The organism is Enterobacter cloacae subsp. cloacae ATCC 13047 (genome assembly GCF_000025565.1).
GTDB classification, from domain to species: Bacteria; Pseudomonadota; Gammaproteobacteria; order Enterobacterales; family Enterobacteriaceae; genus Enterobacter; species Enterobacter cloacae.
Genome location: NC_014121.1, coordinates 3072792 through 3096696 on the forward strand (window position 1 = coordinate 3072792; position 23905 = coordinate 3096696).

Annotated in this window: 20 protein-coding genes; 14 read left to right on the forward strand and 6 right to left on the reverse strand. The window is 53.9% G+C overall.

Annotation, left to right across the window (positions count from 1 at the left end; all coding sequences use genetic code 11):
- The first annotated feature begins 10 nt into the window (after positions 1-10).
- From kdpC to potE, 6 genes are all read left to right on the forward strand, one after another.
- Complete coding sequence (kdpC, locus tag ECL_RS14840) at positions 11-586, forward strand: potassium-transporting ATPase subunit KdpC (RefSeq protein ID WP_013097555.1); 576 nt, start codon at positions 11-13, stop codon at positions 584-586.
- The gene (gene kdpD, locus ECL_RS14845; protein ID WP_013097556.1) at positions 587-3274 is read left to right on the forward strand and encodes a two-component system sensor histidine kinase KdpD; all 2688 of its coding nucleotides are present in this window, start codon (positions 587-589) and stop codon (positions 3272-3274) included. It abuts the gene before it with no gap.
- A complete protein-coding gene (gene kdpE / locus ECL_RS14850; RefSeq protein ID WP_013097557.1) occupies positions 3271-3948 on the forward strand; it encodes a two-component system response regulator KdpE in 678 nt (225 codons plus the stop codon). The genes kdpD and kdpE overlap by 4 nt, the downstream gene beginning before the upstream one ends.
- A gap of 279 nt (positions 3949-4227) precedes the next feature.
- A complete protein-coding gene (gene speFL, locus ECL_RS14855) occupies positions 4228-4332 on the forward strand; it encodes a leader peptide SpeFL (RefSeq protein WP_003858645.1) in 105 nt (34 codons plus the stop codon).
- Positions 4333-4588: 256 nt separating this feature from the next.
- Positions 4589-6787: an ornithine decarboxylase SpeF gene (speF, locus tag ECL_RS14860; protein ID WP_013097558.1), complete on the forward strand. Its 2199-nt coding sequence runs from the start codon at positions 4589-4591 to the stop codon at positions 6785-6787.
- On the forward strand, positions 6784-8097 hold the full coding sequence (gene potE, locus ECL_RS14865) for a putrescine-ornithine antiporter (protein ID WP_013097559.1): 1314 nt from the start codon (positions 6784-6786) through the stop codon (positions 8095-8097). Before speF ends, potE begins: the two co-directional genes overlap by 4 nt.
- A gap of 103 nt (positions 8098-8200) precedes the next feature.
- Here potE and pgm read toward each other — a convergent pair whose 3' ends face one another.
- Entirely contained in the window at positions 8201-9841 is a 1641-nt protein-coding gene (gene pgm / locus ECL_RS14870) for a phosphoglucomutase (alpha-D-glucose-1,6-bisphosphate-dependent) (protein WP_013097560.1), read from the reverse strand.
- Between the two features lie 24 nt (positions 9842-9865).
- Positions 9866-10414 (reverse strand): replication initiation negative regulator SeqA, encoded by a 549-nt coding sequence (gene seqA, locus ECL_RS14875; protein WP_013097561.1) that lies wholly within the window; start codon positions 10412-10414, stop codon positions 9866-9868.
- A 183-nt stretch (positions 10415-10597) separates the two neighbouring features.
- On the opposite strand from seqA, the gene ybfF reads away from it, so the two are divergent.
- The 4 genes from ybfF (at position 10598) to fur (ending at position 13210) form a co-directional block, all read left to right on the forward strand.
- Positions 10598-11371, forward strand: a complete 774-nt coding sequence (gene ybfF / locus ECL_RS14880; protein WP_013097562.1) for an esterase — start codon at positions 10598-10600, stop codon at positions 11369-11371.
- A gap of 128 nt (positions 11372-11499) precedes the next feature.
- Positions 11500-11787, forward strand: coding sequence for a LexA regulated protein (gene ybfE, locus ECL_RS14885; RefSeq protein ID WP_013097563.1), 288 nt, complete (start codon positions 11500-11502; stop codon positions 11785-11787).
- A 155-nt stretch (positions 11788-11942) separates the two neighbouring features.
- On the forward strand, positions 11943-12473 hold the full coding sequence (gene fldA / locus ECL_RS14890) for a flavodoxin FldA (RefSeq protein ID WP_008501067.1): 531 nt from the start codon (positions 11943-11945) through the stop codon (positions 12471-12473).
- Between the two features lie 290 nt (positions 12474-12763).
- Positions 12764-13210, forward strand: a complete 447-nt coding sequence (gene fur / locus ECL_RS14900; protein WP_010428651.1) for a ferric iron uptake transcriptional regulator — start codon at positions 12764-12766, stop codon at positions 13208-13210.
- Between the two features lie 105 nt (positions 13211-13315).
- Here fur and chiQ read toward each other — a convergent pair whose 3' ends face one another.
- The 4 genes from chiQ to nagE form a co-directional block, all read right to left on the reverse strand.
- Positions 13316-13645: a ChiQ/YbfN family lipoprotein gene (gene chiQ / locus ECL_RS14905; protein WP_013097564.1), complete on the reverse strand. Its 330-nt coding sequence runs from the start codon at positions 13643-13645 to the stop codon at positions 13316-13318.
- Between the two features lie 44 nt (positions 13646-13689).
- Positions 13690-15087 carry a chitoporin ChiP gene (chiP, locus tag ECL_RS14910; protein WP_013097565.1) on the reverse strand — a complete coding sequence of 466 codons (1398 nt, stop codon included), beginning with the start codon at positions 15085-15087 and terminating at the stop codon, positions 13690-13692.
- Positions 15088-15532: 445 nt separating this feature from the next.
- The gene (gene glnS, locus ECL_RS14915; protein ID WP_013097566.1) at positions 15533-17200 is read right to left on the reverse strand and encodes a glutamine--tRNA ligase; all 1668 of its coding nucleotides are present in this window, start codon (positions 17198-17200) and stop codon (positions 15533-15535) included.
- Positions 17201-17369: 169 nt separating this feature from the next.
- Positions 17370-19319 (reverse strand): PTS N-acetyl glucosamine transporter subunit IIABC, encoded by a 1950-nt coding sequence (nagE, locus tag ECL_RS14920; protein ID WP_013097567.1) that lies wholly within the window; start codon positions 19317-19319, stop codon positions 17370-17372.
- A gap of 329 nt (positions 19320-19648) precedes the next feature.
- On the opposite strand from nagE, the gene nagB reads away from it, so the two are divergent.
- From nagB to nagD, 4 genes are read left to right on the forward strand one after another with little or no spacing between them, the layout of a single operon-like run.
- Positions 19649-20449: a glucosamine-6-phosphate deaminase gene (gene nagB, locus ECL_RS14925; RefSeq protein ID WP_013097568.1), complete on the forward strand. Its 801-nt coding sequence runs from the start codon at positions 19649-19651 to the stop codon at positions 20447-20449.
- A gap of 55 nt (positions 20450-20504) precedes the next feature.
- A complete protein-coding gene (nagA, locus tag ECL_RS14930) occupies positions 20505-21653 on the forward strand; it encodes an N-acetylglucosamine-6-phosphate deacetylase (protein ID WP_013097569.1) in 1149 nt (382 codons plus the stop codon).
- Positions 21654-21661: 8 nt separating this feature from the next.
- A complete protein-coding gene (gene nagC / locus ECL_RS14935) occupies positions 21662-22882 on the forward strand; it encodes a DNA-binding transcriptional regulator NagC (protein ID WP_013097570.1) in 1221 nt (406 codons plus the stop codon).
- 45 nt (positions 22883-22927) lie between these two features.
- On the forward strand, positions 22928-23680 hold the full coding sequence (gene nagD / locus ECL_RS14940; RefSeq protein WP_013097571.1) for a ribonucleotide monophosphatase NagD: 753 nt from the start codon (positions 22928-22930) through the stop codon (positions 23678-23680).
- Positions 23681-23905: the final 225 nt, after the last annotated feature.

Below are 23905 nucleotides of genomic sequence, written 5' to 3' on the forward strand. Positions count from 1 at the left end.
GGTGAATCAAATGACGATGTTACGTCCCGCTATACTTCTGTTTATTCTGCTGTCTCTCATTACCGGTGGGCTTTACCCGCTGCTGACCACCGCGCTGGGCCAGTGGTGGTTCAAGGATCAGGCCAATGGCTCGCTGATCATACAGCAGGGTGAAAACCGCGGCTCCCGCCTGATTGGTCAAAACTTTACGGACGCCCGGTACTTTCAGGGACGCCCTTCCGCTACCGCCGATAGCCCGTATAATCCGATGGCATCCGGCGGGAGCAACCTGGCGGGCAGTAATCCTGAACTGGACAAAGCCATCGCTGAGCGTGTGGCGGCCCTGCGCAGCGCCAACCCGCAGGCCAGCCGGGAGATTCCAGTTGAACTGGTGACCGCCTCCGCCAGTGGGCTGGACTACAGCCTGACGCCTGAAGCGGTGGCCTGGCAGATACCGCGCGTCGCCGCTGCCCGTCATCTGAGCGTCGAGCAGGTCAGCCAGCTGGTGGCAGCGCACACGCAAAAGCCGCTGGTCAGTTTCATTGGCATGCCGGTAGTGAATATTGTTGAGCTGAATCTGGCGCTGGACGCGCTAAGGAATAACTAAATGACCGACGAGCCCTTGCGCCCGGATCCTGACAGGCTGCTGGAACAGACAGCTGAAGCCCATCGCGGCAAGCTGAAAATTTTCTTCGGCGCCTGCGCGGGCGTCGGGAAAACCTTCGCCATGCTGACAGAAGCTCAGCGGCTTCGGGCTCAGGGGCTCGATATTCTGATCGGCGTGGTGGAAACCCACGGCCGTAAAGAGACCGCGGCGTTGTTAAAGGGGCTGGCCACGCAGCCTCCTCGCCGTATCAGCCATCGTGGCAGGCTGGTGACGGAGTTTGATCTCGATGCCGCCCTCGCCCGCCGCCCCGCCCTTATTCTGATGGACGAACTGGCGCACAGCAATGCGCCAGGCTCGCGCCACCCCAAACGCTGGCAGGACGTAGAAGAGTTACTTGAAGCCGGGATTGACGTCTTCACCACGGTGAATGTTCAGCATCTTGAAAGCCTGAACGACGTGGTCAGCGGCGTGACCGGCATTCAGGTGCGCGAAACGGTGCCGGATCCGTTCTTTGACTCCGCTGATGAAGTGGTGCTGGTGGACCTGCCGCCAGACGATCTGCGCCAGCGCCTGCATGAAGGGAAAGTCTATATTGCAGGCCAGGCCGAACGCGCCATCGAACACTTCTTTCGTAAAGGCAACCTGATCGCCCTGCGCGAACTGGCCCTGCGCCGCACCGCCGATCGCGTGGATGACCAGATGCGTGCCTGGCGCGATCTGCAAGGACAGGAACGCGTCTGGCATACGCGGGATGCCATCCTGCTGTGCATTGGTCACGGTAGCGGCAATGAAAAGCTTGTCCGTACCGCCGCCCGGCTGGCTGCGAAATTCGGCAGCGTCTGGCACGCGGTGTATGTCGAAACGCCGCAGCTTCACGCCCTGCCAGAAAACCAGCGTCGCGCGATCCTGAGTTCGCTGCGCCTGGCGCAGGAGCTGGGGGCGGAAACCGCGACCCTCTCCGATCCGCAGGAAGATAAAGCCATTCTGCGCTACGCGCGTGAGCACAACCTGGGCAAAATTGTCATTGGCCGTCGCCAGCACCGGCGCTGGTTTAGCCGCGAATCGTTTGCCGACAAGCTGGCCCGGCGTGCACCCGACCTGGATCTGGTGGTCGTGGCGCTGGACGACAAACCCACGCCGTTACCCAACCGTGCGCCAGACAGCCGCACGTTCACCGATAAATGGCGCATCCAGCTTCGCGGTTGCCTTATCGCCGTCGTGCTTTGCGCCCTGATTACTTTTATTGCCAGCCAGTGGCTGATTGCGTTTGATGCCGCCAACCTGGTGATGATCTACCTGCTCGGCGTGGTGGTGGTGGCGCTCTTTTACGGGCGCTGGCCGTCAGTCCTGGCAACGGTAATTAACGTCATCAGCTTCGATCTCTTCTTTATCGACCCGCGCGGAACGCTTGCCGTCTCGGATGTACAGTACGTCCTCACGTTTGCCGTCATGCTCACCGTCGGGCTGGTGATCGGGAATCTGACGGCAGGCGTTCGCTATCAGGCACGTATCGCCCGCTATCGTGAACAGCGCACCCGACATTTATACGAGATGTCTAAATCGCTGGCGGTAGGGCGCACGCCGCTGGATATCGTCCAGACCAGCGAGCAGTTTATCCGCTCGACATTTAACGCCAGTAACCTGATTTTACTCCCGGATGAGCACGGTAAGCTGCGCCCGCTGACATCGGCCACGGGCATGACGCCGTGGGATGAGGCCATTGCACGCTGGAGCTTCGATAAAGGGTTACCGGCAGGCGCAGGGACAGACACCCTCCCCGGCGTGCCGTATCAGATCCTGCCGCTGCGCAGCGCGGATAAAAATCAGGGGCTGGTCATTGTCGAGCCTTCTAATCTGCGCCAGCTGATGATCCCCGAGCAGCAGAGGCTGCTCGAGACCTTTACGTTGCTGGTTGCCAGCGCCCTGGAGCGGCTGGCGCTGACGGCCAGCGAAGAACAGGCCCGGCTGGCAAGCGAGCGCGAAAGCATTCGCAACTCGCTGCTGGCAGCGCTCTCACACGATCTTCGCACGCCTCTCACCGTGCTGTTTGGCCAGTCGGAAATTCTGACCCTGGATCTGGCGGCGGAAGGTTCAAAACACGCCCTGCAGGCCAGCGAGATCCGCCAGCACGTGCTGAACACCACGCGGCTGGTGAATAACCTGCTCGATATGGCGCGGATACAGTCTGGCGGGTTCAACCTCAAAAAAGAGTGGCTCACGCTTGAGGAAGTGGTAGGAAGCGCGCTGAAAATGCTGGAGCCCGGTCTCGGCGGACGGCATATCGCCCTGAACATGCCCGATCCCCTGACATTAATTCACGTTGATGGCCCGCTGTTTGAGCGGGTGTTAATTAATCTGCTGGAAAATGCGGGTAAATATGCCGGAGCACACGCGCAAATTGGGGTGAATGCTTCGGTGGAAGATCACACCCTGCGGCTCGATGTCTGGGACACCGGGCCCGGTATTCCTGCCGGGCAGGAAAAAGCGATATTCGAAAAATTCTCACGAGGCAATAAAGAGTCTGCCATTCCGGGGGTTGGGCTGGGTCTGGCGATCTGCCAGGCCATTATTGACGTCCATGGCGGCACCATTTCGGCGGAGAACCGCCCGGAAGGAGGTGCACGTTTTTGTGTTACACTTCCTCTGGACACCCCGCCAGAACTTGATGAATTACCAGAGGATTTGTGATCAACGTCCTGATTGTAGAAGATGAACTCGCCATTAGCCGGTTTCTGCGCGCTGCGCTGGAAGGTGACGGTCTGCGTGTTCATGATGCCGGTACGCTCCAGCGCGGGTTGATTGAAGCCGCTACCCGCAAGCCGGACCTGGTGATCCTCGATCTCGGTTTGCCGGATGGCGACGGTATCGATTTTATTCGCGAGGTGCGCCAGTGGAGCCAGATGCCCATTCTGGTGCTCTCCGCACGCACCGAAGAGTCAGATAAAATCGCCGCGCTGGATGCCGGGGCGGACGACTATCTTATTAAACCTTTTGGGATTGGTGAGTTACAGGCTCGCCTTCGTGTGGCGCTGCGTCGCCACGGTGCCGCCACGCCTGCCGACCCAACGTACACTTTCGGTGATGTGCACGTTGATCTCGCTTCGCGACGTATTGTGCGCGGTGAAGAGGAGATCCATCTCACGCCGATAGAGTTCCGCCTGCTTGCGGTTTTGCTCAACAACCACGGTAAGGTGCTGACCCAACGTCAGCTGCTGGCTCAGGTATGGGGACCCAACGCCGTGGAACATAGTCACTATTTACGCATATATATGGGCCACCTGCGCCAAAAACTTGAAACCGACCCCGCACGTCCTCGCCATTTATTAACTGAAACCGGTATCGGTTATCGGTTTATGCTTTGAATAACTATTCAATTTTATTTCCAATAAAAACAAACCCACCCACATAATTCCGTTTAAATAAGCCATAAGCGATAATTTTGGCTTATTTTCGCTCATTCAAAACAGAAACAACACAATCCGTTAACGCATCATCAACAAACCAGTGTTTTGATCTGCGATATTCATCGAAAACGAATAATTATTTCTGATTTGATCGGTTAAGGGTGATCTGATTCACAGTTAATCGCTTTTTCCTGGATAAAATGACCATGCTTTCAATTACTGAAAGGAAAATGAAACATGGAAAACAATAATCGCTTGATGCCCCATATAAGGCGGACAACACATATCATGATGTTTGCCCACCGAAACTGCTTTGACTTCCATCTCTTTAATGCCCGGTAGTCCTTCGACTTCTGGCGCACCCGCTTGCAGGTTAACCTGAAAAAACTCTATTTTACAGGCCGTTGCCTGTGAAGGCGTGCGTTCATTCAATTTAATTCAGACTTATCCGCAGCCGGGCGGACTGAATCTCATTCATTAAAAAGCAACTTACTGATTTTTTATCAGCGGCCACACTTTGCTTTTTTTTCCGGACATTATCGATTTCTTTCTTGCGAGAAATCGAGGGACGAATATTGCCTTAAATAAAGAGAGAAAGATGAAAAGTTTAAAAATTGCAACCAGCCGTGCATGCCCTGATTGCTTTACCACTCACCGTGAACTGGTAGATGTCAGCACCTCTGATTATATTGACGTGGCCGCCATTGTTCTGGCCGTGAGCGATATTTCCAGTGGCACTCTGGAAGAAATAGAAGCTACCGGGTTTGGTATTCCCGTATTCATTGCGACACATAAAGAAGAGTTCATTCCGGCTGAATATTTATCGCGCATCCACGGTGTGTTTGAGTGTTCAGAGACCAGTAACGACTTTTACGGACGTCAACTGGAAGCGGCCGCGCAGAAGTACGAAACCCAGCTACGCCCCCCGTTTTTCCGCGCACTGGTCGACTACGTGAATCAGGGCAACAGCGCATTCGATTGTCCGGGGCATCAGGGTGGGCAATTTTTCCGCCGTCATCCTGCCGGTAATCAATTTGTCGATTTCTTCGGCGAAACGCTTTTCCGCTCCGATCTGTGCAACGCCGACGTGGCCATGGGGGATCTGCTGATTCATGAAGGCGCGCCGTGCATTGCCCAGCAACACGCGGCGAAAGTGTTTAATGCGGATAAAACCTACTTTGTGCTGAACGGTACCTCATCATCTAACAAAGTGGTGCTAAACGCCCTGCTCACCCCCGGCGACCTGGTGCTGTTCGATCGTAATAACCATAAATCCAACCACCACGGAGCCCTGCTTCAGGCGGGTGCCACGCCGGTCTATCTGGAAACGGCGCGCAACCCGTACGGCTTTATTGGTGGCATTGATGCCCACTGCTTTGAGGAGAGCTACCTGCGCGAGCTGGTATCGGAAGTGGCGCCGGGTCGTGCGCGTGACGAACGTCCGTTCCGTCTGGCGGTGATCCAGCTGGGCACCTACGATGGCACCATTTATAACGCCCGCCAGGTCGTCGATAAAATTGGTCACCTGTGCGACTACATCCTGTTCGATTCTGCCTGGGTGGGCTACGAGCAATTTATTCCGATGATGGCCGACTGCTCTCCGCTGCTGCTGGAGCTGAACGAAAACGATCCGGGGATCCTGGTTACCCAGTCAGTCCATAAACAGCAGGCGGGTTTTTCGCAGACCTCGCAAATTCACAAGAAAGACCGCCATATTAAAGGCCAACCGCGCTATGTCCCGCACAAGCGCCTGAATAACGCCTTTATGATGCACGCCTCCACCAGCCCGTTCTACCCCCTGTTTGCCGCACTGGATATCAACGCCCGCATGCACGAGGGGCAGAGTGGCCGCAATATGTGGATGGACTGCGTGGTTACCGGCATTGAAGCACGCAAGCTGATCCTGGAGAACTGCCAGTTTATTCGCCCGTTCGTGCCGGAGCTGGTAGATGGCCGTCCGTGGGAAAGCTGGGACACGGCTGAAATTGCCACCGACCTGCGCTTCTTCCACTTTGTGCCGGGTGAAAACTGGCACGCTTTTGAAGGGTATGCCGAGCATCAATACTTTATCGACCCGTGCAAACTGCTGTTGACCACGCCGGGCATCAACGCCCGTACCGGCGAGTATGAGGATTTCGGTGTGCCCGCCACCATCCTGGCTAACTTCCTGCGTGAAAACAGCATCGTGCCGGAGAAATGCGATCTCAACTCTATCCTGTTCCTGCTGACCCCTGCGGAAGATATGGGCAAGCTGCAGCAGCTGGTGGCACAGTTGGTGCGTTTCGAAAAACTGCTTCAGACCGATGCGCCATTAAAAGAGGTGCTTCCGTCTATCTGTAAGCAATACCCGGAACGCTACGCCGGTTATACCCTGCGCCAGATATGCCAGGAGATGCATGAACTGTACGCCCGCCATAACGTGAAACAGCTGCAAAAAGAGATGTTCCGCAAGTCTCACTTCCCTCGCGTGATGATGAACCCGCAGGACGCAAACTATGCGTATCTGCGTGGTGAGGTTGAACTGGTCTCGCTGCGTGATGCGGAAGGCCGTATTGCCGCCGAAGGCGCCCTGCCTTACCCACCAGGCGTGCTGTGCGTGGTTCCGGGTGAAGTCTGGGGAGGCTCCGTCCTGCGCTACTTTGCCGCGCTGGAAGAGGGTATCAACCTTTTACCGGGCTTCGCACCGGAACTACAGGGTGTGTACGTTGAGGAGTGCGATGGACGCAAACAGGTTCGCTGTAACGTCATCAAACAACCCGCCGCTCAGCCCGCGCTGCTGAAAGGAGAAAAATTATGAGTAAGTCCAACAAGATGGGCGTGGTGCAGCTGACCATCCTCACCATGGTCAACATGATGGGGTCAGGGATTATTATGCTGCCCACCAAACTTGCCGAGGTGGGTACTATTTCGATTATCTCCTGGCTGGTAACCGCGGTCGGCTCCATGGCGCTGGCATGGGCATTTGCCAAATGCGGAATGTTCAGCCGCAAGTCAGGCGGGATGGGCGGCTACGCCGAATACGCCTTCGGCAAATCTGGCAACTTTATGGCTAACTACACCTATGGCGTGTCGCTGCTGATCGCCAACGTGGCGATTGCCATCTCCGCCGTGGGTTACGGTACGGAGCTGTTTGGTGCCACGCTCAGCCCGGTGCAAATTGGGCTGGCGACCATCGGCGTACTGTGGATCTGCACCGTGGCCAACTTTGGCGGCGCGCGCATCACCGGCCAGCTGAGTAGCATCACCGTCTGGGGCGTGATTATCCCGGTTGTCGGGCTATGCATCATCGGATGGTTCTGGTTCAGTCCGACCCTGTACGCGAACTCCTGGAACCCGCACCATGTGCCGTTCTTTTCCGCTGTGGGGTCCTCTATCGCCATGACGCTGTGGGCCTTCCTTGGTCTGGAATCTGCCTGCGCAAACGCGGAAGTGGTAGAGAACCCGGAAAAGAACGTCCCGATTGCCGTTCTTGGCGGAACGCTGGGCGCGGCGGTGATCTATATCGTCTCCACTAACGTTATTGCCGGTATCGTACCGAACATGGATTTGGCTAACTCCACGGCGCCGTTTGGGCTGGCCTTCGCGCAGATGTTCACCCCGGAAGTCGGGAAAGTGATCATGGGGCTGATGGTCATGTCCTGCTGCGGTTCGCTCCTCGGCTGGCAGTTCACCATCGCGCAGGTGTTTAAATCTTCGGCTGACGAAGGTTACTTCCCGAAAATCTTCTCCCGCGTGACCAAAGCCGATGCGCCGGTGCAGGGCATGCTGGCCATTGTCATCTTCCAGAGCGGATTGTCGCTGATGACCATTAGCCCGTCGCTGAACAGCCAGTTCAACGTGCTGGTCAACCTGGCGGTGGTGACGAATATCATTCCATATATTCTGTCGATGGCGGCGCTGGTGATCATTCAGAAGGTGGCGAAAGTCGATCCCCGTAAAGCACGGGCGGCCAATATTGTGGCGCTGATTGGGGCGATTTACAGCTTCTATGCGCTCTACTCATCCGGCCAGGAGGCGATGCTTTATGGTGCGATGGTGACCTTTATGGGCTGGACGCTGTACGGGCTGGTCTCACCGCGGTTTGAATTGAAGAATAAACATAGTTAGGTAAAAGCAAAACGGCAACCCAGGGGTTGCCGTTTTTCGTGTTTTCACCCTCTCCCTGTGGGAGAGGGCCGGGGTGAGGGCATCAGCCCGCGCCGAACACCACTTACGCGTTTTTCAGCACTTCGCTGACAATCTCTACCGCTTCTTTCTCAATCTGCTGGCGATGCTCAGCGCCGAGGAAGCTTTCACAATAGATTTTGTACGCATCTTCCGTACCGGATGGACGCGCGGCGAACCAGCCATTTTCGGTCATCACTTTCAGACCACCGATAGAGGCACCGTTACCCGGCGCAGCCGTCAGACGTGCCGTAATCGGATCACCGGCCAGCGTGCTGGCACTGACCATCTCCGGAGAGAGTTTAGACAGGGCTGCTTTCTGTGCGGAGGTCGCGCTTGCCTGGATACGGTTGTAGCTCGGTGCACCAAAGCGCGCCGCCAGCTCGTCGTAGTGTTCCTGCGGGTTCTTGCCGGTGACCGCGGTGATCTCCGCCGCCAGAAGACACATGATGATACCGTCTTTGTCGGTTGACCATGGTGTGCCGTCGAAACGCAGGAAGGATGCCCCCGCGCTCTCTTCACCACCAAAGCCGAAGCTGCCGTCATGCAGACCGTCAACAAACCATTTAAAGCCCACCGGCACTTCCACCAGCTTGCGACCCAGCGCATCGACCACGCGGTCGATCATCGCTGAAGAAACCAGCGTTTTACCTACAGCCACCTCTTTGCCCCACTGTGGACGATGCTGGAACAGGTAGTTGATTGCCACAGCCAGGTAGTGGTTTGGGTTCATCAGCCCGGCCGGGGTAACGATACCGTGGCGGTCATAATCCGGGTCGTTGGCGAAGGCCAGATCGAATTTGTCACGCAGTGCCAGCAGGCCTGCCATCGCGCACTCGGAGGAGCAGTCCATACGGATCGCGCCGTCTTTATCAAGGTGCATAAAGCGGAAGGTCTGATCGACGTGATCGTTAACGATGGTCAGATCCAGCTTGTAATGCTCTGCAATGCGTTTCCAGTATTCAATACCAGAGCCGCCCAGCGGATCCACACCCAGCTTCAGGCCGGCTTTCTGGATAGCCGCCATATCGACGATATCCGCCAGCCCCTCCACGAACGGCTGCACCAGATCCTGCTCTTTCACGTGGCCGGACGCCATGGCCGCATCCAGAGAAATACGCTTAACGCCTTTCAGACCATCGGCCAGTAAGGCGTTGGCGCGGTCTTCCACCACTTTGGTGACGTTGGTATCTGCCGGGCCACCGTTAGGTGGGTTGTATTTGATACCACCGTCTTCCGGCGGGTTGTGAGAAGGCGTGATAACGATACCGTCAGCCTGTGGGCCACCTTTTTTGTTGTGCACAAGGATAGCGTTAGAGACGGCAGGCGTTGGGGTGAAACCGTTATTTTCCTGCACAATTACATCAACGCCGTTCGCCGCCAGAACTTCCAGCACGGAAATGAATGCCGGTTCAGACAGGGCGTGAGTATCTTTTCCCACGTAGCACGGACCGGTAACACCGTTTTTGGCGCGCTCTTCCGCAATGGCCTGAGCAATGGCCAGAATGTGCGGTTCGTTAAAGCTATGGCGTGCCGCGCTACCGCGATGGCCTGATGTCCCAAACTTCACTGCGTGTTCTGCGTTGCCCACGACCGGTTTCAGCACATAATACTGCGCGGTCAGCTGAGCGACGTTAATCAAATCGCTTTGTTGTGCAGGTTGGCCTGCACGGCTGTGATTTGCCATTACCGGGTCCTTCTGATGCAAGGGTTAAATTGTACCGCAAACCTTTTCAATCAATTCCGCCGGGAACTGCATGGACTGCATGATGTGTTCAACCATGCTGCACTTGCGGCCCGTATTGGTATTGGTGATGACCCAGTACGGTGTGCCAGGGACATGTTTAGGTTTGGTCTGGTTGCCATTTTGCAGCAGCGTCTGCTCGTCGCCCGCGAAATAGACGCGCGTGCGACCGTGCAGCGACTCAGTCGCTTCAGCAAACGCCTTGTTATCCAGTGAATAAAGTGTAGACAGCACCAGCATGAAGCGGTTGACCGCTTTTTTCTGCTCTGCATATTCATCAGACAGCAGCAGCTCGCGCATCGCACGTACTTTGTCTTTCACCTGCACGGCGGCAGGTTTTGCTTGTGCAACAACACTCGGCTGAGACACGACATCTTTAGTGGCTGGGGTAGCAAACGGTGAGGCGGCGGAAATTTTAAGCATGCGCCGTAAAATGTCGGACGCGCTCTCCCCGATATGCCGCGTTTGGCTGGCAATAAACTGATAGAGTTCGTCATCAACTTCGATTGTTTTCATCTTAATCCAGTGCGATATCTTATCTGAATACAAGTCGTTGAGATTATAAAGTCAAATCCCAACAGCGGATAGCGTCAAACCAGGTTGGCGGCAAAAGTCAGATTAAACTGGAACCTTGCAGCCGGGCGGCAGAATGGTCAACATAATACCCTAACCTGTCACACCTAAAAAAAGAACTTTGCCATGAAATTGAATACCCGAGCGCAATCTGCACAATCGCCGAACACGAATCCTCCCATCGTACTGGTTCACGGGCTGTTTGGCAGCCTGGATAACCTGGGCGTGCTGGCACGCGATCTGGTTACCGATCACGATATTTTGCAGGTGGATATGCGAAATCATGGCCTTTCCGGGCGTTCAGAAGAGATGACCTATGCGGCCATGGCGCAGGATCTGCTGGATACGCTGGATGCCAACAATCTCGAGAAAGTGACGTTGATCGGGCATTCCATGGGCGGCAAAGCGGTCATGGCCCTGACGGCTCTGGCACCAGAAAGAATAAGTGGCCTGGTGGTCATAGATGTCGCCCCGGTGGATTACAACGTCCGTCGCCATGATGAGATTTTCGCCGCCATCAACGCGGTGACCAACGCTGGCGTCTCGACGCGCCAACAGGCAGCCGTCGTTATGCGTGAGCATCTGGATGAAGAAGGGGTTATCCAGTTTCTGCTGAAATCGTTCGTTGACGGTCAGTGGCGTTTCAACGTGCCGGTGCTGTGGGAGCAGTACGATAACATCGTTGGTTGGGAAACCGTTCCGGCATGGCCGCACCCTACCCTCTTCATTCGTGGCGGCAATTCGCCCTACGTTACCGACGCCTGTCGCGATACCCTGCTGGCGCAATTCCCGCAGGCACGCGCTCATGTCATAGCTGGCGCCGGACATTGGGTTCATGCGGAAAAACCAGACGCCGTCTTACGTGCCATTCGCCGCTATCTGACTGATACGGCAAATTGATTAAAAAGAGAGCGACTGGAAGGCTGCGGGCTTCCAGTCGTTGGCGTGCCGTTTTTGGTGATGTATGATGGCGCGCTTATCGCCCAGGCATTAGCAGGGCGGCGTGTTTCCCCCGAAGTCTCAGAATCATGGCCAAAGAACAAACGGACCGTACGACACTAGATCTGTTCGCGAATGAGCGTCGACCGGGACGACCAAAAACGAATCCGCTTTCGCGCGACGAACAGCTGCGTATTAATAAACGCAACCAGCTTAAACGCGATAAAAATCGTGGGCTTAAGCGTGTCGAACTGAAGCTCAACGCCGACGCTGTCGATGCGCTAAACGAACTGGCTGACGCGCGTAATATCAGCCGCAGCGAGCTGATCGAAGAGATGTTACTCACCCAACTCGAGACCATGCGCAGTAAGGCATAAGTCCGAAAAATCCCTTTATTACCCTTTTCATGTAGCACAGAGTGCAGTCCTGCGCGATAGCTGTTTCCGCAGGGTTGCCTGTTCTGCTATTATTGCCTTTATCCGTGGACAAATTGCGCCACCATACCATTAAGTATCAAGAGGTTATTTTACTCATGGCAATTATCGGCATTTTCTTCGGCAGTGATACCGGCAATACCGAAAATATCGCAAAAAACATTCAAAAACAGCTCGGTAAAGACGTTGCCGATGTGCACGACATCGCCAAGAGCAGCAAAGAAGATCTCGAAGGCTATGACATCCTGCTGCTGGGTATTCCGACCTGGTATTACGGTGAAGCCCAGTGTGACTGGGATGATTTCTTCCCAACGCTGGAAGAGGTGGATTTCAACGGCAAGCTGGTTGCCCTGTTTGGCTGCGGCGACCAGGAAGACTATGCAGAGTACTTCTGTGATGCGCTGGGCACCATCCGCGACATTATTGAGCCAAACGGTGCCGTTATTGTAGGTCACTGGCCTACCGCTGGTTACCACTTCGAAGCGTCTAAAGGTCTGGCAGACGACGATCACTTCGTGGGTCTGGCGATTGACGAAGATCGTCAGCCAGAACTGACCGCCGAGCGCGTTGAAAAATGGGTTAAGCAGATCCGTGAAGAGCTGCACCTGGACGATATTCTCAACGCCTGATGATTCTTGCGGCGCAACGGTGGTTGCGCCCATAAACCAGGTCAAACCGATTAAATTAATTGCTACAATCTTTTAACTTTTTCGCCCAGACCTGTACAATGACCCCCTGATAAAACGTGGCTTTCACAATGCAAGTTTGTTGGTGATACCACGTTTTTATAAGCATACTTTACCTGAGACTTGCAGTTTTCATTTAGCCATGGCAGTTCTATAATGAGACGCATTATCCCGGGTGCAATTTCTGTCACTTCCTACAGAAGTGAATCGTTTAGCAACAGGACAGATTCCGCATGACTGACAACAATACCGCATTAAAGAAGGCTGGCCTGAAAGTTACGCTTCCTCGGTTAAAAATCCTTGAAGTGCTTCAGGGTCCAGACAATCACCATGTCAGTGCGGAAGACCTTTATAAGCGTCTTATCGACATGGGCGAAGAGATTGGGCTGGCAACCGTCTATCGTGTGCTGAACCAGTTTGATGACGCGGGCATTGTCACCCGTCATAATTTCGAAGGCGGTAAATCTGTATTCGAACTGACTCAACAGCATCACCACGATCACCTGATCTGCCTGGATTGCGGCAAGGTCATTGAATTCAGCGATGATTCCATTGAATCTCGCCAGCGTGAAATCGCCGCACGTCACGGTATCCGCCTGACGAACCACAGCCTGTACCTGTATGGTCATTGCGCTGAAGGCGATTGCCGCGAAGACGATCACGCGCACGACGCGAAATAAACACGTTTCATACTCTGAGCCAGCCGCAAGGTTGGCTTTTTTTTGCCTGCGGTCTGGCAAAAAAAAGCCCGGCAGCGCAGCGCTACCGGGCATGATAACAGCGGGTTAATGGCTGTTGTTGCTGCGAATCTCTTTCCAGATCTGATCGCAACGCTTCGCGACTTCCTGATCGTTACCGGTTTTACGCGCCTGGATACAGGCCTGATAATCCATTACGCGAATATTCTCCTGGGTTGCGAACTGTTCATGCGCTTTCTCTTTTTTCAGCACATTCAGCACGCTCTGACAGGCTTCGATCTTCTCCGGCGAACCTTCCGCCGTATTGATACACGCGCTGTAGGCTTCTTTCAGACGGGAGTCCTCTTTCGGGGCCTGATTCTGCGCACAAGCCACCAGTCCCGATGCCAGCAACGCGACGATTACAATCTTTTTCATATGTAGTCTCCGGTCCGGCGGGAATTACCCCGCCGGACGAGTCATCAGAAGATGGTGAACGGTGCGATAACCATGAATTTCACGTCGCGTTCATCCTGGAAGATGTTGCCGTAACCGCCCGCGTAGCTCGGGATATCGGAGTGGTTGTCGTATTGTGTAAAGTGCAGTTTGAACATGGTCCCTTTGGCGCGACCATCCTGCAGGGTGTAGATCGCATCCAGGCTGTAAGCGGATTCTTTGAGACGATAGTTTGGATCGTAGTATGCGTCTGGCGTTGCCATATCAGCTGGCTTCGCGTCCCATGCGTAGGCGTAAGATGCCCCCACCGCCCAGCCTGGCAGGTTCCAGTTTTTCAGATCATACATTGCGCCGAAGAAGACTGCTTTTTCGCCATCGGCGTTGAAGTCGGAACGGTTATCCCACCAGATATCCAGACGACCGTTTGAAGAGGCATAGGTTGGGGTCATACGCTGCAGGAAGTAGCCCTGCTGCCCTTCCGCTTTTACCCACGTTCCTTCAAGACGCAAATCTACCTGACCGACTTTGTAGCCGAAGGTCAGCGCCTGCAACCACGCCGTGCCGTCATAAATATCATTCACGCCACCATCACTGACTTTATCTCGCGTACCGTAGAACTGGTAGCTGGTACTCAACGGGCTACCCGCGATGTCAATTTTATAACTGGCCTTAGCAAAATACTGATCGATATAACCTTCCGCCTGACCAAATGCCGCTTCAAGCACTAAATCATTTTTAAAGTCGTACTTCGCGCCCAGCGAGTGAAGATAATCCACTTTGGTCTTTTTATCGTTCTGGTAGAACTTGTCCATTTCGATATGCCACGGCGCTTTATACTCGTTGGTCCACATATACGAGAAGCTCAACGCACCTGCGTCACCGTAATCAAAATTGGCGCCCGCTTCTGCCCCCTGATAGGTACCTGGCATAAAGCTCCAGTGTGGTGCTAACAGGGTTTGACCAGTTGGCTGAATATAACCACCGCGCGCCCATACCGGGCCGTATTTAAATTTCGCAGCAGCTTTATACAGGCTGATACCGCTTTTATCTCCGGACCAGTCTTCTTTATACGCTTTATTACTGGAGGAGAAGGCTATTTCGTTCGGGTGGCCGCTGTCACCATTTTCCGCCATTTCAATTGCCGTGAAGGCGGCAATATCCAGGCCGAACATATCGGCAGCGTAACCAGACTGGAAATCCAGGTTGGCGTTCCAGGTAGAGTGAGAAAGGTTCGTTTTATATTTATCTTCCGTGACATCTTTACGGTCACGTTCACGCTGCCAGTAATAAATACCGCCCGTGAGGGTTGAATCATCGATGAAGCCTGCGGCTTTAGCGTCTGGCGTCACCACCAGGCCTGACATTGCTGTCACACCGGCAATAGCCAGCGCCAGCGCACTACGTTTGCCACTGAACGTACGCATAGATTATTCCTCTTTGACGAATTAAAACGCCTAAAACGGCGAAAAATATAAAAGACCTGATGGTCAGGGGTAGTCGGAAATACCCTCGAATAACTACCGTCTTTAGGTTATTTTTCGCGACGCGAATTATCAATGCTTTTCGGTGGCTAAAACTCAGGATTATGACGAAGAGCACATAATTGGTAGTGCTTTGTAACATTTAACGGGATGCCAGTACTGGCGGGGGAAAAGGCCGATTTTCAATAAGTAACGCGTTAAATGATATTCTTTTTACGGTGCGTCAGACTTTTGAAAGGGGATAAACTTTTTTTAAAAAAATAAGTAGCACCACATTGACCTGTTATTTTTATAAACGCTATTTGGCTACTGCTTTAAAGGCATGATCACTCTATAAAAAAACGCCGCATTACGCGGCGTTTGTTTCTCATTGACCAGCGCGGCGTTATTATTCGCCGATCTTCGTCCAGGTATCACGCAGACCAACCGTACGGTTAAATACCGGTTTTTCAGCGGTGCTGTGACGACTGTCCAGGCAGAAGTAACCTTCACGTTCAAACTGGAACGCTTTACCCGCCTCAGCCGCTTTCAGGGATGGCTCAGCGTAACCCTGTTTGATGACCAGCGATTCCGGGTTGATGGTCGCCAGGAAGTCTTCTGCTGCGCCTGGGTTAGGCACGCTGAACAGACGATCGTACAGACGAATCTCTACCGGCAGCGCGTGTGATGCACTGACCCAGTGGATCACGCCTTTCACCTTACGGCCGTCCGCTGGATCTTTGCTCAGGGTCTCGGCATCGTAAGTGCAGAAGATCGTGGTGATGTTGCCTTCCGCATCTTTCTCTACGCGCTCAGCCTTGATCACATAGGCGTTACGCAGACGCACCTCTTTACCGAGCACCAGTCGCTTGTACTGCTTGTTTGCTTCTTCGCGGAAGTCAGCGCGATCGATCCAGATTTCACCACTGAACGGTACGTCACGGCTGCCCATCTCCGGTTTGTTCGGATGGTTAGGCATCGAGACCATTTCGCTCGCACCCTGCGGATAGTTTTCGATAACCAGTTTTACCGGGTCGATAACGGCCATCGCGCGCGGCGCGTTTTCGTTCAGATCTTCACGAATGCAGGATTCCAGAGACGCCATCTCAATGGTGTTATCCTGCTTGGTCACGCCAATGCGTTTGCAGAACTCACGGATTGACGCCGCGGTGTAGCCACGACGGCGCAGACCGGAGATGGTCGGCATACGTGGGTCGTCCCAGCCTTCAACGTGCTTATCGGTCACCAGCAGGTTCAGCTTACGCTTGGACATCACGGTGTATTCCAGATTCAGACGAGAGAACTCGTACTGACGCGGATGCACCGGAATCGTGATGTTATCCAGCACCCAGTCGTACAGACGACGGTTGTCCTGGAATTCCAGCGTACACAGCGAGTGGGTGATGCCTTCCAGCGCATCGCTGATGCAGTGGGTGAAGTCGTACATCGGGTAGATGCACCACTTGTTACCGGTCTGGTGATGTTCAGCGAATTTAATGCGGTACAGCACCGGGTCGCGCATCACGATAAACGGTGATGCCATATCGATTTTGGCACGCAGGCACGCTTTACCTTCCTCGAAGCCACCAGCACGCATTTTTTCAAACAGCGCCAGGTTCTCTTCCACGCTGCGATCGCGGAACGGGCTGTTTTTACCCGGTGCCGTCAGCGTGCCGCGGTATTCACGGATTTCATCTGCAGAGAGCTCGTCAACATAGGCCAGACCTTTATTGATCAGCTCAACGGCATAGGCATACAGCTGATCGAAATAGTCAGAGGAGTAGCAGATATCGCCAGACCAGTTGAAGCCCAGCCATTGCACGTCGTTCTTAATGGACTCAACGTATTCGATGTCTTCTTTTACTGGGTTGGTGTCATCGAAACGCAGGTTGCACTGCCCCTGGTAATCCTGTGCGATACCAAAGTTCAGGCAGATCGATTTGGCGTGACCAATGTGCAGGTAGCCATTTGGCTCCGGCGGGAAACGCGTATGCACCGTGGTGTGCTTACCACTGGCCAGATCTTCATCGATGATCTGACGAATAAAGTTACTCGGGCGGGCTTCTGCCTCACTCATCGTGGATTCCTCAAAGCGTAAACAACGTATAACGGCATATGATCTTATAAGCCGGACGTAGTGACAACCCTTAAAACGTCCCGGAAGAAAATAATGGGGGCATTTGCTGCAAAAAAAAGCGGCGGAGGATCTCCCCCGCCGCTTAAGGCATGACTCTACTCAGGAGCGATTACTTGCCTTTAATCTCATACAGTGGCGTTTGCCCCGCAACCACCTGACCTTTTGCCTGAAGCACCAGGCCGCTGAAGTCGTCGATGTTGCTGCATACCACCGGGCTTATCATCGAACGGGCATGGGCGTTCAGGAAGTCCAGATCCATTTCCAGAATCGGCTGGCCTGCAACCACATCTGCGCCCTCTTCCACCAGGCGAGTAAAGCCCTGGCCGTTCAGCGCAACGGTATCAATACCCATATGAACCACGATCTCCGCGCCTTTTTCGGTTTCGAGGCAGAACGCGTGGTTGGTGTTAAAGATTTTCACGATGGTGCCCGCCGCAGGAGACACAACGGTTTTCTCCGTTGGTTTCACCGCAACACCGTCACCGACCGCTTTGCTGGCAAACGCTTCGTCAGGTACCTGCTCAAGCGCGACCACCTCACCCGTAACCGGTGAAACCAGCGCGGCGATAGTAGCGGCGTTTGGTACAGCCTGCGGTTTAGCAACCGGAGCATCAGCCACAGGCGCGCTATCCGTTGAGGCAGCAGCGACCGGTCCACGGGCAACCACTTTTTTCATTTCATCGCCGATAGATTCGGCTTTCGCACCCACAATAACCTGGATGGTTTGTTTGTTCAGTTTCACCACACCAGACGCGCCCAGGCGTTTGCACATGGCATCGCTTACGCGCGCAGAGTCGCCAACGGTCAGACGCAGACGGGTAATACAAGCATCAATGGCTTTCAGGTTGTCGGTACCGCCTACCGCGGCGATATAGCTGGTTGCCAGTTGGGTCAACCCTTCTTCGGTATTGCTGTTTGCTTCACTGGTTACGACGTCATCTTTTGTATCTTCGCGGCCCGGCGTTTTGAGGTTAAACATACGAATAACCGCGCTGAACAGGAGGAAGTAGACAACGAAGAACACCAGGCCCATCACAACCAGCATCCAGACGTTTTTGCTGGCTGCCGGCAGGTTGTACATCAACACGTAGTCGATTGCACCGGCAGAGAAGGAGAAGCCCGCGTGAATGCCCAGCAGAGTGGCCACAAACAGGCTGATACCGGTAAGCACCGCGTGCATGAGGTACAGCAGCGGAGCCAGGAACATGAACAGGAATTCCAGTGGCTCAGTAACACCGGTCAGGAACGCCGTTACCGCAACGGAGAGCAGCATGCCGCCAACCATTGGGCGACGCGCTTTTGGCGCGGCCAGATACATTGCCAGCGCAGCGCCCGGCAGACCAAACATCATGATTGGGAAGAAACCGGACATGAACATGCCCGCGGTGCCGTCACCCGCGTAGAAGCGGTTGATATCACCGTGGAATACGGTACCTGCTGCGTTGGTGAACTCACCAATCTGGAACCATGCGATGGTATTCAGAACCTGATGCAGGCCGGTTGGGATCAGCAGACGGTTGATGAAACCGAAGATACCTGCACCCATTGCGCCCGCAGACACGATCCACTCACCGCCTGCATGAATGGCATGCTGTACCGGCGGCCAGACATAACCAAAGATAGCGGCCAGAATCAGACAGAAAAAGCCGGTCGCAATCGGAACAAAGCGTTTTCCGCCAAAGAAGCTCAGGAAATCTGGCAGTTTGATACCCGCCCAACGGTTGTACACTGCACCGCCGACCAGACCGGTAATAATACCCGCCAGAACACCCATGTTGATTTCAGGGTTGATGGTTACCATCGCTTTGGTCAGGATGAAATAACCGACTGCCCCTGCCAGCGCCGCGGCACCCGCGCTGTCTTTAGACCAGCTGGACGCCACGCCGATGGCGAAAATCAGCGCCAGGTTGTCAAATATCGCACCACCCGCTTGCGCGATAAACGGCACGTTAAGAAGATCGGGTTGCCCGAATCGCAACAGCAGTGCTGCAACCGGTAGCACGGCGATAGGGAGCTGCAAAGCCCTACCGAGGCGCTGGAAAAAACCTAAAATATTCATCCTATTCCCCCTACGAGACCCTTGTTAAGGCTCGTGCATTAACTATGTTTTTTATTGTGTCACGAACTAGAAATACAGTTGATGATTCACTGGCATTGTGAGTGTGTGAAAAATTAATTCGTATCGCAAATTAAAAGCGTACTTTTTGTGATTTTCGTCACCAAATATCGTTTATCACCCTCCCTTTCACTGGCTAACATCGAAAACTTATTTTATCATTCGAAAAATCAAGACGGATTGATCCGGCCTGAAAGGTTCCAGGTTACGCTTAAGTATCAGGTCCCGATACCCATCCGCCCACTCTTCTACTTAAACTCTTGAGGTGAACAATGAGACTGATTCCCCTGGCAACTGCTGAACAAGTCGGTAAATGGGCCGCTCGCCATATCGTTAACCGTATCAACGCCTTCAAACCAACCGCCGATCGTCCTTTCGTACTTGGCCTCCCTACCGGCGGCACACCGCTGACCGCATATAAAGCACTGGTAGAGATGCACAAAGCAGGCCAGGTTAGCTTCAAACACGTTGTCACCTTCAACATGGATGAATATGTCGGCTTACCGAAGGATCACCCGGAAAGCTACCATAGCTTCATGCACCGTAATTTCTTTGATCACGTTGATATTCCAGCTGAAAACATTAACCTGCTGAATGGAAACGCGCCTGATATTGACGCAGAATGCCGTCAGTATGAAGAAAAAATCCGTTCTTACGGTAAAATCCATCTGTTTATGGGCGGTGTGGGTAACGATGGTCATATCGCGTTTAACGAACCCGCGTCGTCGCTGGCGTCCCGTACCCGTATTAAAACGCTGACCCATGACACGCGCGTGGCAAACTCCCGCTTCTTTGATGGCGATGTGAACCAGGTTCCAAAATATGCCCTGACCGTCGGTGTCGGCACGCTGCTGGATGCCGAAGAAGTGATGATTCTGGTCCTGGGCAGCGTGAAAGCGCAGGCGCTCCAGGCTGCCGTTGAAGGCAACGTAAACCACATGTGGACCATCAGCTGCCTGCAGCTGCATCCAAAATCCGTCATCGTTTGTGACGAACCGTCCACGATGGAACTGAAGGTGAAGACGCTGAAATACTTCAACGAGTTAGAAGCTGAGAACATCAAAGGTCTGTAATTGAATAACCGCCTCTTCATGAAGAGGCGGCCGCTTTTTTTAACCGGGGGTCGTTATGTACGCTTTAACCCACGGTCGGATTTATACCGGCCATGAAATTCTGGATGACCATGCGATTGTTATCGCCAATGGCCTGATTGAACGTGTTTGTCCGCTGGCAGAGCTGCCGCCGGAGATTGAACAGCGCTCACTCAATGGAGCAGTAATCTCCCCCGGTTTTATCGACGTACAGCTGAACGGCTGCGGCGGTGTGCAGTTTAACGACACCGCAGACGCCGTCACCGTCGAAACGCTGGAAATCATGCAGAAAGCGAACGAGAAATCGGGCTGCACCAGCTATCTGCCAACCCTCATCACCAGCAGCGATGAGCTGATGAAACAGGGTATCCGCGTTATGCGTGAATACCTGGCGAAACACCCAAATCAGGCTCTGGGTCTGCACCTTGAAGGGCCATGGCTGAATATGGTGAAGAAAGGGACGCATAATCCGGATTACGTGCGTAAACCTGATGCCGAACTGGTCGACTATATGTGTGCCAATGCGGATGTGATCACCAAAGTGACGCTGGCACCTGAAATGACCGGTACTGACGTGATCAGCAAACTGGCCGCCGCCGGGATTGTCGTGTCAGCGGGCCATTCAAACGCCACGCTGAAAGAGGCAAAAGCCGGTTTCCGTGCGGGTATTACCTTTGCGACACACCTGTATAACGCCATGCCGTATATCACGGGTCGTGAACCGGGGCTGGTCGGGGCGATTCTGGATGAGCCAGACGTTTACTGCGGCATCATCGCGGACGGTTTACACGTCGATTACACCAACATTCGCAACGCCAAGCGGCTGAAAGGTGACAAGCTTTGCCTGGTGACGGATGCCACCGCACCGGCAGGTGCAAATATTGAGCAGTTCATTTTTGCCGGTAAAACAATATACTACCGCAACGGACTGTGTGTGGATGAAAACGGTACGTTGAGCGGCTCCTCCCTGACCATGATTGAAGGCGTGCGTAACCTGGTCGAGCATTGCGGCATTGCGCTTGAAGAAGTGCTGCGCATGGCAACCCTTTATCCTGCGCGTGCCATCGGCGTGGATAAACAGCTTGGCGGAATTGCACCAGGCATGGTTGCAAACCTGACGGCATTCACACACGATTATAAAATTATTAAGACCATCGTTAATGGTAACGAGGTCGTCACTGAGTAAGTAAAAGTATGACACCAGGCGGACAAGCTCAAATCGGTAATGTCGATCTCGTTAAACAGCTTAACAGCGCGGCGGTTTATCGCCTGATTGACCAACACGGGCCAATCTCACGTATTCAGATAGCCGAACAAAGCCAGCTTGCTCCCGCCAGCGTGACAAAAATTACACGTCAGCTTATTGAGCGCGGCCTGATCAAAGAAGTCGATCAGCAGGCCTCCACCGGAGGCCGCCGCGCAATTTCCATCATCACCGAAACCCGCAATTTTCAGGCCATTGGCGTTCGTCTTGGTCGCCATGACACCACCCTGACGCTTTACGATCTGAGCAGTAAAGCCATTGCCGAAGAGCACTACCCTCTTCCGGAGCGCACCCAGGAGACACTGGAGCACGCGCTGCTCAATACCATCGCGCACTTTATCGAAAGCTGTCAGCGCAAGATCCGCGAGCTCATCGCCATTTCGGTGATCCTGCCCGGGCTGGTTGATCCGGAAAGCGGTGTCATTCGTTATATGCCACATATCCCGGTCGAGAACTGGGCGCTGGTGGAGGCGCTGGAAAAGCGCTTTAAAGTGACCTGCTTTGTGGGTCACGACATCCGCTCGCTGGCGCTGGCCGAGCACTACTTTGGTGCGAGTCAGGACTGTGAAGACTCTATTCTGGTGCGTGTGCACCGCGGTACCGGGGCGGGCATTATCTCCAACGGACGTATCTTTATTGGTCGTAACGGCAACGTGGGCGAGATTGGTCATATCCAGGTGGAACCGCTTGGCGAGCGCTGCCACTGCGGTAATTTTGGCTGTCTTGAAACGGTTGCCGCCAACGCGGCCATTGAGCATCGCGTCCGTCATCTGCTGGAACAAGGCTACCAGAGCCGCGTGACGCTGGATGATTGTAAAATCGGCGCCATCTGCAAAGCCGCCAATAAAGGCGATGCGCTGGCCTGCGAAGTGATCGAACAGGTCGGGCGCCACCTCGGCAAAACCATTGCCATTGCCATCAACCTTTTTAATCCACAAAAAGTGGTGATTGCAGGTGAAATCGTCGAGGCGGAAAAAGTGTTACTGCCCGCGATTGAAGGCTGCATTAACACCCAGGCGTTGAAAGCGTTTCGTCAGAATTTACCGGTCGTGCGTTCGACGCTGGATCACCGCTCTGCGATTGGCGCGTTTGCACTGGTCAAACGCGCCATGCTCAACGGGATCCTGTTGCAGCATTTGCTGGAAAGCTAATCGGGACTTATAGTAACGCCTTCTTTTTTTGATGTCGGATTGTTCATGACCATTAAGAATGTAATTTGTGATATTGACGGCGTGCTGATGCACGACAACGTCGCCGTGCCAGGTGCTGCGGAGTTTCTACACCGCATCATCGACAAAGGAATGCCGCTGGTTCTTCTCACGAACTACCCTTCCCAAACCGGTCAGGATCTGGCGAACCGTTTTGCCACTGCGGGCATCAACGTACCGGACAGCGTGTTTTATACCTCCGCAATGGCGACGGCAGATTTTTTGAAGCGTCAGGAAGGGAAAAAAGCCTACGTGGTCGGTGAAGGTGCGCTGATCCACGAGCTGTATAAAGCAGGCTTTACCATTACCGATGTGAACCCGGACTTTGTGATCGTCGGCGAAACGCGCTCGTTTAACTGGGAGATGATGCATAAGGCCGCCTACTTTGTCGCCAGCGGCGCGCGCTTTATCGCCACCAACCCCGATACGCACGGCCGTGGTTTCTATCCGGCCTGCGGCGCACTGTGCGCCGGTATCGAAAAAATCTCCGGTCGTAAACCGTTTGTGGTCGGTAAACCGAGCCCGTGGATCATTCGTGCCGCGCTGAACACGATGCAGGCCCACTCTGAAGAGACGGTGATTGTCGGTGATAACCTGCGCACCGATATTCTGGCCGGTTTCCAGGCGGGTCTGGAGACCATTCTGGTGCTCTCCGGTGTCTCTCAACTTGATGACATTGATTCGATGCCGTTTCGGCCGAGCTGGATCTACCCCTCCGTCGACGAAATTGACATTATCTGATTCAGAACCACGCCTCAGGGCGTGGTTTTTCATTTATAGTCCCGCCCAATAAAATCATATCTAACAAAAAAGCCAATTCATTGCATAATCATCAATAAAACTGTTCATGGCATACTCTTTTTTCAACATTCCGCAATCACCATTGCACTATTTTCGCTTAACCCGGTAAAACCCTTGCGCGCTCTTCTCCTTTGCGGCATTTTCATAAGCAAGCAACATTACAAA